General features: G+C 60.5%; 14 protein-coding genes. 4 read left to right on the forward strand and 10 right to left on the reverse strand.

All coding sequences use genetic code 11. The annotated features are described in order from the left end of the window. Positions 1-208 precede the first annotated feature (208 nt). The 5 genes from BC363_RS13755 to BC363_RS13775 all read right to left on the reverse strand — a co-directional run bounded on the left by BC363_RS13755 (position 209) and on the right by BC363_RS13775 (position 3,890). On the reverse strand, positions 209-454 hold the full coding sequence (locus BC363_RS13755) for a DUF982 domain-containing protein (protein WP_065781542.1): 246 nt from the start codon (positions 452-454) through the stop codon (positions 209-211). 183 nt (positions 455-637) lie between these two features. Further along, positions 638-895 (reverse strand): hypothetical protein, encoded by a 258-nt coding sequence (locus BC363_RS13760; protein WP_065781465.1) that lies wholly within the window; start codon positions 893-895, stop codon positions 638-640. A gap of 160 nt (positions 896-1,055) precedes the next feature. Beyond that, the gene (locus BC363_RS13765; protein WP_065781464.1) at positions 1,056-1,760 is read right to left on the reverse strand and encodes an HAD family hydrolase; all 705 of its coding nucleotides are present in this window, start codon (positions 1,758-1,760) and stop codon (positions 1,056-1,058) included. A gap of 4 nt (positions 1,761-1,764) precedes the next feature. Next, positions 1,765-2,355 carry a hypothetical protein gene (locus tag BC363_RS13770; protein ID WP_065781463.1) on the reverse strand — a complete coding sequence of 197 codons (591 nt, stop codon included), beginning with the start codon at positions 2,353-2,355 and terminating at the stop codon, positions 1,765-1,767. Positions 2,356-2,435: 80 nt separating this feature from the next. Next, positions 2,436-3,890 (reverse strand): TrkH family potassium uptake protein, encoded by a 1,455-nt coding sequence (locus BC363_RS13775; RefSeq protein WP_065781462.1) that lies wholly within the window; start codon positions 3,888-3,890, stop codon positions 2,436-2,438. A 153-nt stretch (positions 3,891-4,043) separates the two neighbouring features. On the opposite strand from BC363_RS13775, the gene ilvA reads away from it, so the two are divergent. Together ilvA and BC363_RS13785 are read left to right on the forward strand one after the other, a co-directional pair. Continuing rightward, positions 4,044-5,294, forward strand: coding sequence for a threonine ammonia-lyase (gene ilvA / locus BC363_RS13780; protein WP_065781461.1), 1,251 nt, complete (start codon positions 4,044-4,046; stop codon positions 5,292-5,294). Between the two features lie 80 nt (positions 5,295-5,374). Next, on the forward strand, positions 5,375-5,695 hold the full coding sequence (locus tag BC363_RS13785) for an HlyU family transcriptional regulator (protein ID WP_065781460.1): 321 nt from the start codon (positions 5,375-5,377) through the stop codon (positions 5,693-5,695). A gap of 219 nt (positions 5,696-5,914) precedes the next feature. On the opposite strand, the gene BC363_RS13790 is transcribed toward BC363_RS13785, so the two are convergent. Then, complete coding sequence (locus BC363_RS13790; RefSeq protein WP_065781459.1) at positions 5,915-7,897, reverse strand: bifunctional 2',3'-cyclic-nucleotide 2'-phosphodiesterase/3'-nucleotidase; 1,983 nt, start codon at positions 7,895-7,897, stop codon at positions 5,915-5,917. Positions 7,898-8,127: 230 nt separating this feature from the next. Here BC363_RS13790 and BC363_RS13795 point away from each other — a divergent pair, with 230 nt between their 5' ends. After that, complete coding sequence (locus BC363_RS13795; protein ID WP_065781458.1) at positions 8,128-9,375, forward strand: GGDEF domain-containing protein; 1,248 nt, start codon at positions 8,128-8,130, stop codon at positions 9,373-9,375. 15 nt (positions 9,376-9,390) lie between these two features. Here BC363_RS13795 and BC363_RS13800 read toward each other — a convergent pair whose 3' ends face one another. Further along, positions 9,391-9,852 carry an Lrp/AsnC family transcriptional regulator gene (locus BC363_RS13800; RefSeq protein ID WP_025427034.1) on the reverse strand — a complete coding sequence of 154 codons (462 nt, stop codon included), beginning with the start codon at positions 9,850-9,852 and terminating at the stop codon, positions 9,391-9,393. 155 nt (positions 9,853-10,007) lie between these two features. Here BC363_RS13800 and ald point away from each other — a divergent pair, with 155 nt between their 5' ends. Continuing rightward, on the forward strand, positions 10,008-11,126 hold the full coding sequence (ald, locus tag BC363_RS13805; protein WP_065781457.1) for an alanine dehydrogenase: 1,119 nt from the start codon (positions 10,008-10,010) through the stop codon (positions 11,124-11,126). Positions 11,127-11,168: 42 nt separating this feature from the next. On the opposite strand, the gene BC363_RS13810 is transcribed toward ald, so the two are convergent. The 3 genes from BC363_RS13810 to sseA all read right to left on the reverse strand — a co-directional run bounded on the left by BC363_RS13810 (position 11,169) and on the right by sseA (position 13,150). Beyond that, the gene (locus BC363_RS13810) at positions 11,169-11,636 is read right to left on the reverse strand and encodes a DUF1203 domain-containing protein (RefSeq protein WP_065781456.1); all 468 of its coding nucleotides are present in this window, start codon (positions 11,634-11,636) and stop codon (positions 11,169-11,171) included. A 91-nt stretch (positions 11,637-11,727) separates the two neighbouring features. Further along, complete coding sequence (locus tag BC363_RS13815; protein WP_065781455.1) at positions 11,728-12,291, reverse strand: GNAT family N-acetyltransferase; 564 nt, start codon at positions 12,289-12,291, stop codon at positions 11,728-11,730. A gap of 4 nt (positions 12,292-12,295) precedes the next feature. Continuing rightward, a complete protein-coding gene (sseA, locus tag BC363_RS13820) occupies positions 12,296-13,150 on the reverse strand; it encodes a 3-mercaptopyruvate sulfurtransferase (protein WP_065781454.1) in 855 nt (284 codons plus the stop codon). Positions 13,151-13,152 lie beyond the last annotated feature (2 nt).

The following is a 13,152-nucleotide window of genomic DNA, read 5'->3' on the forward strand; positions in this document are numbered from 1 at the left end:
GGATGTTCGCCCCTCGTTCGACGTGTTTTAGCTGTTGCTTTGAAGTGGGCGCGACCAATTCTAATTTAGCCGGCAGCGGAGATTTGGCGCCGTCGGCGGAGGAAGCCGTCGCTTCCGCCGGAGCGGCACCTGAAGTCGGCGGCGCGTCGTCTCCTATGCCACAGACCGGAAGATGCACAGACGCGACCGACCGGGTCGTGCTGCCACGTTATTCCTTAATGAGAATCCCGGCCTCGCGCGCAGCATCGATGAAGGCCTGGCGGGCGGCCTCCACCGATTGCTTGCCCTCGATCACCGCCGCGCATGTATCGAGCGCCCGCGTCAAGAGCGCGCTGTCTTCCAGCGGCCAGTCTTCGATCATTGCCCAGGACGCTTCGGTCGTGTTCGAGATGATCGTGTATTTTTCCGGCCCCTCCAGGGCCAAGGTCACGGGGTTTTCCCAATTTTCGGCCATGTCGATCACCTCGATTTCGATTGGTGGCGGCACATAGCATAGATCCGGCCGATTCCGCGAGCAGTGCGATGGGCACCTGTGTTGCCGCGACGTCGAGCCGTTCGCGCTAGGCTACAATTTCCGTGGCGCAACGGCATGAGCGAACGTCATCGGGACATCGACGGGGGGCGCCCTTTGGGGCCCTTACGACGGCTGGTGCTTCGATCGCGAGAAATGGAAAATTGCGCCGGCAATCAACGCGCCAAGGCCGTAGGTGAAAAATGCCTGAAAGTATGGTGTGCCCGACGTCAGAAAGTAGACCGTCGGCGCGACGAACATCATGACTGCCAAGCCGATAAGGCGAGAGGCAAAGATGCTCATGACGGAGAATCGCCTGATAATCCAGCCGATCAATATGCTGGTGAATGCCATTACTACGGTGGCTCCGATTAGCTGCGCCATACTGATTCTCCTGTGATGCATACTTCTGGATGCCCGCACATTTCTCCGACTCCCAAAGAAAGATGTCAGCTCACGCAATAAGCAATTAACGGCTGCATTGAGGGGCTAGGCTACCATCCTCTACAGCTCGTCACGATCACTCCGGTTCATGGCGAGCCTGCTATTTGTCCAGCGTTTGCAGCACACCCGACAGGCCACCGAGATCGGCGACCTCGCGGAAGCGTGGATGGCCGACGGGTTTGTCGTGATCCTCGAATGCCCAGGTGAGGGCATGCGGCACGTAGATGCCCCAGCTGCCGGCATCGAGTGCAGGGACAATGTCGGATTTCAACGAGTTGCCGACCATCAGGCTTTTCGATGGGCCGTCGCCGTGGCGTGTGAAGATGCGGTCATATGTGGCAACCGTCTTATCGCTGACGATCTCGACCGCGTTGAAATAGTCTCCCAATCCCGAGGCGGCAAGCTTGCGCTCCTGGTCGAAGAGGTCGCCCTTGGTAATCATCACCAGCCGGAAGGCGCCATGAAGCGCCTCGAGCGTTTCCTTGACATGCGGCAGCGGCTCTACCGGGTGGACCAGCATCTCGCGCCCGGCGGCAAGAATTTCGGCAATCACCGATGACGGTACGCGACCGTCCGTCACGTCGACGGCGGTCTCGACCATCGACAGCACGAAACCCTTGATGCCAAAACCGTAGAGGTCGAGGTTGCGCTTTTCAGCGGCCAGCAGGCGTGCGGGGAGATCATCGGTGTCGGCGTGGTCCTTGAGCAGTTCGGCAAAGCGCGCCTCGGTGAGGCGAAAGAATTGTTCGTTCTGCCAAAGCGTATCATCGGCATCGAAGCCGATCGTCGTAATCATGTCGGCCATCGTCTCACGGTCCCGCGATCTTGAACGGCTGGTCGATCGTCGCCGTCTTGCCGCTGTTGATATCGTTGAAATGGAAGCGCAGCACGTAGTCGCCGGCCGGGGCTCCGGATACATCTATCGTCAGGGTCGAATAGATCTCCTGGTTCTTGAGATAGCCGGTGAAGGTGAAGTCGCCGAATGCTTTCTGGCCGGCGAGGATCTCGCCCTTGGGATTGAGGATGTCGAAATCGACCGTAAAATGCGTCTCCAACTTGCCCTTGGTGGTCGCATCCTTCCAGGTCAGGCCGACCGGTTCGACATAGGATACGAGTGCTTCGCCGGTCTTGAAGACGGTGCCCTCCTTCGGCTCGTACATGGCGTAGCCGGCGGGCTCCTTGGTGATGAAGACGGCCTTGCCGATCGAGAACGGCAGGGTTTGCGAAAAGTCGCCGACGGCCTGCCGCAGGAGTTCCCGCGCTTTGGCTGCGTCGCCGGAGGTTGCCAGTTGTTCCGCCTTGGTGGCGGCGTCCACAAGCGGTCCAGCCTTTGCCTCGATACTTATGCAGAGCATGCTTGCTGCGGTCAGCACCGCCAGCCGTGACCGATGTTTCGCCATGACGCTCCCCTTTGTCCGGTTGATCCGACTTTCGGCATTTGCCGCATCGAGTCAAGACGATAAGGCCGGCGTGGCAATGGTCAATGTTTCCAGAAGATTGGCGTCAGAATCACGAGCACGGTCAGCACTTCCAGGCGGCCGAGCAGCATCATCAGCGAAAGAAGATAGAGCTCCGGATCCTGGAGCGTCGAAAAGTTGCCCGCTGGGCCTATGAGACTGCCGAGACCGGGGCCGACGTTGGAAAGGCAGGTAATCACCGCCGAAGTCGCGGTGATGAAATCGTAGCCGAGCGCGCCCATGCCGAGGCTGCCCAGCACCCACAGCAGGATATAGGTGGTGAAGAACAGGAAGATGGCGCGCTGTGTATCGGCATCGACCGTGTTGTTGCCGTAGCGCACCGCATAGATCGCATTGGGATAGATGAGCTTGTTGAGGCCGGAGCGGATGGCGTTGAAGAGCACGACGAAGCGATAGGCCTTGATCCCGCCGGCCGTCGATCCGGAACAGCCGCCCATGAAGGTTGCGATGAACGCGACCATCACCACGAACGGCCCCCACAGGCTGTAGTCCTCGCTCGCGTAGCCGCTGGTCGAGAGGATCGAGGTGATGTTGAAGAACGAATGGGCGAGCGCCAGGTGAAATTCGACGTCATTGGCAAGGCGATGATAGATCGCCACCGCGATCGAGAAGGCCGAGAGATATCCGAGGAAGACGATGATCTGCGGGTCGCGCAGCGCATCGAGGCGCCCGCGCACGACGAGTACAATCAGGATCGAGAATGGCAGGCTGCAGAGCGCCATGAAGAACGTCGCCGTCCACAGCAGCGGGACGCTGCCGAAATAGGCAAAGGATGCGTCATGGGTGGAAAAGCCGCCGGTCGCCACCGTCGACATCGCGTGATTGATGGCGTCGAACCGGTTCATGCCCGCCATCTTGTAACCGATCGTGCAGAGAACCGTGATCGAGACATAGATGAGAAGGAAGGCGCGGCTGAAACTTGCCAAGCGAGCGAACGGCTTGTCGCTGGTATCGGAGGATTCCATCTTGAAGAACGACATGCCGCCGACCCTGAGATAGGGGATGATGAACAGGCCGAGCACGACGATGCCGATGCCGCCGAGCCAACACAACAGCGAGCGCCAGACGAGCAACCCGGGCGGTGCGTCGTCGAGGCCGACGATGACGGTTGATCCGGTGGTGGTGATGGCGGAGACGGATTCGAACAGGGCTTGCGCGAAGTCGAGCTTCAGCGAAGACAGCCACAGCGGGATGGCGCCGACGACCGAAAAGACGGCCCAGAGCAGATTGACGAGCAGGAAGCCGAATTTCTTCGAAAACGGCGGCGGCCCCATGCGTGTTGCCATGAACGTCGCTGCCGACAGGCCACCGATCAGGAAAGCGGATACGGCAAAGATTTGCCAATCCGGATGGCCATAATAAAGATCGACCATCGCCGGTACGAGCATCGCCAGCGACAGGTAGAGACCAAGGATTGCCGCGATATGCACAGCATGCCGGATCAGGGTTGCGTTCAAGCGTTCGATTTCCTGGAAATGAAACTACATGATCTGGCGAGGCGCGAGGCGGCGACATTGTCCACCGCCGGTCGATTCGAGTCAAAGCGATGGCCTCGGGCGCTGCAATGTGCAATAGCGGCAGCCATCGGCAAACTCAATGGATGACCTCACGTGACGAAGCAGGATGTTGACAACGCAACCACGGCGATGCGCGATATTTTTCCAGCCACGCCGCTGCAATTGAACGAACATCTGAGCGCCCGCTACGGCGCCAACATCTTCCTCAAGCGCGAGGATCTGTCGCCGGTTCGCTCCTACAAGATCAGGGGTGCGTTCAATTTCTTCCGCAAGGTGCTTGGTGCCGGTGCGACAGGCAAGACCTTCGTTTGTGCCTCGGCCGGCAACCACGCCCAGGGCTTTGCCTTCGTCTGCCGACACTTCGGTGTTCCTGGTGTTGTCTTCATGCCGGTGACCACGCCGCAGCAGAAGATCGACAAGACCCGCATGTTCGGCGGCGAGTTCATCACGATCCGCCTTGTCGGCGACATCTTTGACCAATGCTACAAGGCCGCGCGCGAGCACGTGGAAACGACTGACGGCGTGATGGTGCCGCCGTTCGATCATCTCGACATCATCGAGGGGCAGGCGACCGTTGCCGCTGAAATTGCCGAGCAATTGCCCGAAGGCGTCAGGCCCGATCTCGTCGTACTACCGGTCGGCGGTGGTGGCTTGTCGGCGGGTGTGACCGGCTATCTGAAGGACGACGTTGCCGCCGACCATTTCGTCTTTTGCGAACCGTCCGGTGCGCCGAGCCTCAGGCAAAGCCTCGAAACCGGCAGCGTCGTTACGCTCGATCAGGTCGACAACTTCGTCGATGGCGCAGCTGTAGGGCGGATCGGTGATCTGAATTTCGCTGCCCTTCGGCGCTTCTCTGCCGATCAGGTCATGCTGCTGCCGGAAAACGCGATCTGCATGACGATCATCGACATGCTGAATGTCGAGGGCGTCGTGCTCGAGCCGGCGGGCGCTCTGTCGATCACCGCGCTGGACGCGATCGGGCGCGAGAAGCTCGAAGGCAAGACCGTCGTCGCTGTCGTCTCTGGCGGCAATTTCGACTTCGAGCGTCTGCCCGACGTCAAGGAAAGGGCGATGCGGCACGCCGGGCTCAAGAAGTACTTCATCCTGCGCATGGCGCAGCGCCCCGGTGCCTTGCGCGACTTCCTCAACCTGCTCGGCGACGAGGACGATATCTCGCGCTTCGAATATTTGAAGAAATCCGCTCGCAACTTCGGCTCGATCCTTATCGGCATCGAGACAAAGCATGCGGAGAATTTCCCGATCCTCAAATCGCGGTTCGACGCTGCCGGCTTGCGTTATCAGGACATCACCGAGAACGAGATCCTGTCCAATCTGATCATCTGACAGCGGCGAGATCTGAGAGCCTGGTGCCGTGATGACACTTTGGCTTTGACAGCTTTCGCCGTCGCGTCTAAGTCTTGCTCATGGCATCATTTTTCTCAAAATTGTTCGGCCGCTCCGGCTCTGGTGAAAACGAGGCTCAAGGCGCATCGGGGAAAGCCGAGGCCTATGCCGAGTGCACGATCCGCGCCACGCCTATGCGCGAGGGCTCGCAGTTTCGCCTAGCCGGCAGCATCGAGAAGGCGATCGCTGAAGGCGACGTGAGGGTGCGCAGCTTTATCCGCGCCGATCTCTTTACGTCCGAGCAGGACGCGATCGATGCCGCTTTCCGCAAAGGCCGCCAGATCATCGACCAGACCGGACCATCGCTGTTTGCCGACGATGCACAGACCCGACAGGTGTGATTGTCAGCGGCAGGCCGCTGGAGCCTATCCGTAAAAATAAAGACATACAGTCTCTTCGTACTGAAAGCTCGCGCTGCCCGTAAGCGCGGTGGGCACACGAATGCCGGGACGGATGGCTGCTTCAGCATCCGCGCTGCTGCTTTTCGCCAGTTGCCGGCAGCGGCACTTCCGCTCTCCATGCCGGGGAGAGCGTGCCCCCGCTGGCAGGGGCACGAAGCGTCACAGCTTGATGCGGAAACGGGCAAATCCTTCGGCGGCTTCACCCGCATCCTCGATCGTCACGCCCTTGACCTGCGACAGGAACTGCCTTGCCTTCGGGCCACTGTCGAAGGTGACGCTGGTGTTTGCGAGCGGCGCGAAGGTCCAGTTGGCATCCGCAGCCGGGTTTATGGTTCCCTGGTCGATGATGTAGCGAACCACGACGTCGCGGTTGGTGTCGGGCGCGACGAAGACTACCTTGTCGGCAGCGATGTCAGGAAAATGGCCGCCGCCACCGGCGCGATAGTTGTTTGTCGCAACGACAAATTTCTTCTCATGATCAATCGGTTGCCCATTGAAGTTCAAGTTCTTGATGCGGTTGGATGACGGGTTGACGGCGTTGCCGTCCTTGTCGAACTTGGGCGGCTCGGAAAGATCGATCTGGTACGTCACGCCGTCGATGACATCGAAGTTATAGGACGGGAAGTCTCCATTGATCAGGGCGGCGTCCGATGAACCCGCCTTGATCTGGTTGAATATGCCCGCCGACATTTCGAGCCAGTTGCGCACTTGCTCGCCGGTAATGACCACGGCCTGGACCGTGTTGGGGTAGAGATAGAGATCGGCGACGTTCTTGATGGCGATGTCGCCGGCCGGAACGTCGGTGTAGTAGTCCGCGCCGCCGCGGCCGCCGGCCTTGAACGGAGCCGCCGCCGAAAGCACGGGCAGGTCCTTGTGCTCCGTGTCCTTCAGCATGTCCTTGATGTACCAGGTCTGCGCCTGGCTGACGATCTGGACCGATGGATCGTCGGCGACCAGGGCGAAGTAGGAATAGAGCGGCACCGCGCTCTTGCCGACCGGGGTGCGGACATAGGCAAGCGTTGCCTCGTGCTCCTTTTGTGCCGCCGCCAGCACTTGCCGCTTGTCGGCGACCTCGGCGATCACCTTCTTTTCCTCGCGCCGGTAGATCGGACGCGCTTCGCTGGTGGAACTGACGACGCGCCAGGCGCCGCCTTCGCGTTCGATGAGCAGGTCGATGACGCCGAGATGCGAACCCCAGAAACCGCCCATGACACCCGGCTTTCCCGAAATCAGCCCCTTGGCATTGTCGACGCCGGCAATTTTGTCGAACTTCGGACCCGGGAAGTCGAGATGGCTGTGGCCGGTCACAATGGCGTCGATGCCTTCGACCGCGGCCAGCGGCACGGACGCGTTTTCGAGATTTTCGGCATAGTCCTGCTGACCGATGCCGGAATGGGAAAGCGCGATGACGATATCGGCACCTTCCTCGCGCATCTGCGGAACCCAGGCTTCTGCCGCCTTGACGATATCGCGGGTGCCGGCCTTGCCCTCAAGGTTCTTCGCATCCCAGGTCATGATCTGCGGCGGCACGAAACCGATGAGGCCGACCCGGATCGCATGTTCGGCACCAGTGCCGTCCTTCACCTTGCGATCGAGAATGACGTAGGGCATGAGGAACAATTGATCCTGGCGGGCATCGGCGGCGAGCGCGCCCTTGGTCAGGTTGGCGCAGACGAGCGGGAAGTTGGCGCCGTTCAGCACCTTGAACATGAAGTCCAGGCCATAGTTGAATTCGTGGTTGCCGAGCGTGCCGCAGTCGTAGCCGAGCACGTTCATCGCCGCGATGATCGGATGGATGTCACCATCCTTCATGCCGCGCTGATAGGCGATGTAGTCGCCCATCGGGTTTCCCTGCAGGAAATCGCCGTTGTCGACAAGGATCGAATTCGTCGCCTCCGCCCGGATGGCGTCGACGATCGAGGCCGTGCGCGCAAGGCCCAGCGTGTCATTCGGCTTGTCGCCGTAATAGTCGTAGGGAAAGACGTGAACGTGCAGGTCAGTCGTTTCCATGATGCGCAGGTGCGCCTGGTTGGCTGCGGCACGTGCGGAGAAGGGGTGAAGCATCACGAGTGCCGAGGAGGCGACGACGCCGGACAGAAGCGAGCGGCGCGAGAGGTGGAACGGGGATGTCGTCGATTGCATGCTTGCCCTCCATTGATGAATGCCATTGCGGTCGATGCGGGTGCAATCCGCGGTTTCTTCATCGATACGCGAACCACGGTGGGTTGGTCGCGACTATGCCGGAAAGGCAACACTTCGCAAAGCAGTTGATTCTCGCATTGCAAATCCAGGCCGTATGCAACCAGGATAAAGCCTTCCTTAAGATTTTCACCTAACGGTTTGCCTGGCGAAACCGGAACCTTTTCAAGAGCATGCCCAACGCCAATCTCATTCTTTTTGTCGGCGAAGCACTGGTCTACGTCACGGCGATGATCTGGCTGTTGCAGCTTCGTGCCCGGTTGGGTCTCGGCGTTTTCGTCGCTGCCCTGGGTGTGATGCATTTCATCGAGACCTATCTGGCGGCGGTCTTTTACGTACAACTGCCGTTCGGGATCGTCTCGCCGGGATCGGTCGTGCTTTTTTCCGGCAAGCTGATGGTCATCCTGCTGCTTTACGTGAAGGAGGATGCAGCGACCGTCCGCCAGCCGATCTATGGTCTGCTCGCCGGCAATTTGCTCACGGTCATTCTCAGCTTTCTGTTGCGCCAGCACGAGATCGTCGCGATAGTCCCCGGTCGTTCGGCCGACATCGCCTTCATCGATGAGATGGGTGGGCTGATGGTGTGGGGGACGTTGATTCTCTACCTCGATACGCTTCTGATCATCCTGCTCTACGAGCGTCTCGGAAAATGGTTGCGCCGTTTCGTGACCGTCCGCTTCCTGGTCTGCGGTGTCGTGATCCTGAGTTTCGATCAATTGGCATTTTATGCGGCTCTACACTGGCTGAAGGGTGCGCCCACCGAGGTGTTGTGGGGCGGTTGGATCGCGAAGATGCTGGCGGCCACTTTCTACGCCATCGTCATCGGCCTTTACCTCAACGTTTCGCGCCATCCTTTCCTGGCGATGTCGGACCGGCCGCTCGGCGATATCTTCAACGATCTGACCTTCCGCGAACGCTATGAAGACCTGCTGTCGCGGTCTGGCCAGGACACGCTGACCGGATGTCTCGATCGCAGCCGCTTCGATATCGAGGGGCCGCAGATGCTGCGCGCGAGCGCAGCCACGAATGCCGCTGTCAGCCTGTTGATCATCGACGTCGATCATTTCAAGGGCGTCAATGACCGCTTCGGCCACCAGCAGGGCGACCGTATCCTCCAGAAGCTGGTTGAAGCGGTGAAGACGAGCTTGCGCCCGGGCGACCGGCTCTTTCGCTATGGGGGCGAGGAGTTCGTCGTGCTGTGTCCGGGACTGTCGCATGCCGATGCGCTCAAACATGCAGAGGATATCCGGCATGCGGTGTCGGCCCGCATTTCCACACCTGATGGCAAGCCTGTGACAGCCAGCATCGGATTGTCGTCGACGCCACGTGATGGTGTCGCGATCGAGCACCTGCTTTCCCAGGCTGATCTCAGGCTCTATGCGGCGAAAGGGCGTGGCCGCGATTGCGTCGTCGGCCGCTAACGCAGTCGCAGGCGATCAGATCCCGACGTTCGGCCTGTCGATGACTTCGCGCAGGGAAAAGCTGGAGTTGATCTTGACCACGTGGGGCAGGGCGGAGAGCCAATCGCGGTGGATGCGCTCGTAGTCCTGCAGATCCTTGGCCGCCACCCTGAGAATATAGTCGTACTCACCCGACATCAGGTAGCAGACGAGAACGTTGGGGCAGAGTTTTACCGCCGCCTCGAACTCTGCCAGCGTCTTCGCAAACTGCCCGGACAGCGAAATATGCACGATCACCATGATCTGGTAGTCGAGCGCCTTGTGGGCAAGGCGGGCATGGTAGCCGCTGATCGTGCCGGATTTCTCCAGGATGTCGACCCGGCGCGAGCAGGCCGATGGTGACAGCCCCACCTTAGCTGCCAGATCGGCATTCGAAATCCTGCCATTCTGCTGAAGAATGCGCAGAATCGCATGATCGATGGCATCAAGTTCACTCATTCGCGATTTCCACCAATAGATCGGCCAACGGCGCAATACTCTCCGAAATTACTGCCTTTGCGGAGACATCTTTGCAAGGACATTCGTTTCGTCGCGTGTTTTGCTGAGCGGGTGTCAATGAGGCAAAATTGCCCACAACAGGAGAGGAACGCTCGATGCGTGTCGGTTGCCCGAAGGAAATCAAAAACCATGAATACCGAGTCGGCCTGACCCCCGGGTCGGTACGTGAATATGTCGCTCACGGCCACGAGGTTATCGTTGAAACCAAGGCAGGAGCGGGGATCGGCGCGGATGACGATACCTACCGAGCCGCTGGCGCGAAGATCGTCGCGACGGCAAAGGACGTGTTCGAAAAGTCGGACATGATCGTCAAGGTCAAGGAGCCGCAGCCTTCCGAATGGGCACAGCTGCGCGAAGGCCAAATTCTCTATACCTACCTGCATCTCGCTCCGGATCCGGAACAGACCAAGGGGCTTCTGAGTTCCGGCGTCACCGCCATCGCCTATGAAACCGTCACGGACGAGCGTGGTGGTTTGCCGCTTCTGGCGCCGATGTCCGAGGTGGCAGGGCGCCTGGCGATACAGGCTGGTGCCACGTCGCTGCAAAAGGCCAATGGTGGTCGCGGCATTCTGCTCGGTGGTGTACCAGGCGTCCTTCCCGCCAAGGTCGCGATCATCGGTGGCGGCGTCGTCGGCCTTCACGCGGCTAGAATGGCCGCCGGTCTTGGTGCCGACGTCAGCATCCTCGATCGCTCGATCCCGCGCCTGCGCCAGCTCGACGATATCTTCGGCGGCCGGGTGCACACCCGCTACTCCACCATCGACGCCCTTGAGGATGAGGTCTTTTCTGCCGATCTGGTCATCGGAGCCGTTCTCATCCCAGGCGCCGCGGCACCCAAGCTTGTAACGCGGGAAATGCTGACCGGGATGAAGAAGGGTGCGGTCATCGTCGACGTCGCCATCGATCAGGGCGGCTGCTTCGAGACATCGCACGCGACCACCCATTCCGACCCGACCTACGAGGTCGACGGCATCGTGCATTATTGCGTTGCGAACATGCCTGGCGCCGTCCCTGTGACATCGGCCCATGCGCTCAACAACGCGACGCTGCACTACGGCCTGCAACTGGCTGATCGCGGCCTGAAGGCCGTTGCGGAGGATCGCCACCTGCGCGCCGGGCTCAACGTTCACCGCGGACGTGTGACCAACGCCCCCGTGGCCGAAGCGCTGGGTTATGACGCCTATGCGCCGGAAGCGATACTCAACGTCGCCTGAAGCCTGTGATGGTGCCGGTCCGGCCAAAACCGGTCCGGCGCTTCAGGCGCGCTCCATTCTGCACTGATAACAATTGTTCTTGGCCGATCGTACATGCACGCTTGCCACCTCGGGCATGGCGAGCAGGGCTTCAGCGCGGGCTTCGAGCTGCTCGGTGGGAACCACACCGCCTGTCCCGTAGATGATGCGTTCGTTGCTGCCATAACCGCGCAACAGATAGTCCTTGCTCGATCTCAGGATGGGTGGCCGAGCTCTTTCGGTATAGGTCGGGCATTCGTCGGCATGTATGAAGACAGGACCGGTCTCGGCATAGGGCTGCAGCGACGTGAAGGGTCGCAGCGCGAAGATCAGATAGGCGTCGCCCGCCTCGACGTTACGAAGGCAATGCCGGCAGGGCACGCCATCGCCGTCGGATATATGCCGTTCCGGCGGGTTGCCATAGGCATCTTTTCCGCCATGTCTCAGGCGCTCGGCCTGATCGGTGGACATCGGGATATAGCGCAGGGCCATGGTGCATCTCCAGATCGATTGGGATCATTCGATGGACACTGTGCTCCCACCGGTGCGGTGGCGACACCCGGAACGTGCCAATGCGCCGAGGTCAGAGATTCTTCGCGAAGGCCAGCAACTCTTCGTCCGTCAGCGGCTCGACGGTCGCCTCGCGGGTGGCGACAGGCGAGAAGCCGAATTGCTGATAGAGTTGGAGCGCCCGGGGGTGATCGAGATTGTTGGTTGTGACCGTCACCTTGCTCGGGTTCAAGGTCCAGGCGGCAAACAGCGTCTGCAGCAGGAACCATTTGCCGAGGCCAAGCCCCAAGGCGTGCTCCATCAACCCGAAATGGGTGAGCTCGACGACGTCGTCCTCGGCCTGATGGAGCTCGAAGAAGCCGGCAGGCGCGCCGTTGACATAGAGCACCGTGACGCTCGTGCGTTTGTCGGCAAGCAGTGCAGCCAATTTTTTGTCGCTCATGCGGATGCGATCGGCCCAGTGCCAGCGTTTGCCGACCCGCAGATAGAGGAACCTGTAGTAGTTGAGCGGGATGTCGGACACGCGCAGGATTGCCGTGTGGATGTTGACGGGCATCGGCAAGCTCTGCTTGGGCGGTGTCGTCATTTCCAGTTCGGTGACATGCGCGGTCAGTGAGGCGAGCTTGGGAGGGCGCATGATGTCACTCGCTGCCGGTCACAACGGCGGTATCGGCGCGGCCACCCCATTCGGACCAGGAGCCGTCGTAGAGCGTATTGTCGGTATGGCCGAGGGATTGTAGCGCAAGCGTGATGATCGCCGCCGTGACACCCGAGCCGCAGGTTGTCACCACGGGTTTGGTAAGGTCGACCCCCGCATCGGCAAACGTCCTGCGCAGCGTATCGAGATCCCTGAACTTGCCGTTCTCGGAGAAAATACCGGAAGGCAAGCTGTGTGCGCCCGGCATGTGGCCGGAGCGCATTCCAGCGCGCGGCTCCGGTTCCTCGCCGAGGAAGCGCCCGGTGCCCCGCGCATCGGCAATCTGGATCGTGCCCGACTGCACGATGTCCTTCATGCGCTCGAATGACGTTACCGCCGAGGGCGCGAACGTGACGTTGAACGTGACGGGCGTGGGCGAGGGCACTTCCGACGTCACCGGGCGCCCGTCCTTCTTCCAGCCGTCCATGCCGCCATCAAGCACATAGACGTCCTTAGCGCCCATGATGCGCAACATCCACCACACGCGCGGCGCGGTCATGATGCCCGGACCGTCATAAACGACGATCGTATCGGTCTCGCTGACACCGAGCGCACCGACGGCTTTGGCGAAGGCCTCCGGTGTCGGCAGCGTATGCGGCAGGCCGCTGGTGTGGTCGGCGATCGCATCCTGGTCGAAGAACACGGCGCCGGGAATGTGGCCGGCGTCGTATTCCGCTTTCGGATTCCTGTTCTGCACCGGCAAGTACCAGGCGGCATCGAGGATGCGAATGGAGGGATCGGCGAGCCGCTGCAACAACCAGTCCGGGGAAACGACGAAAGTGCTTTTGTTGTTGGTCATGG

The sequence above is a fragment of the Ensifer sp. LC384 genome, from assembly GCF_001695865.1.
Taxonomy (GTDB): Bacteria; Pseudomonadota; Alphaproteobacteria; order Rhizobiales; family Rhizobiaceae; genus Ensifer.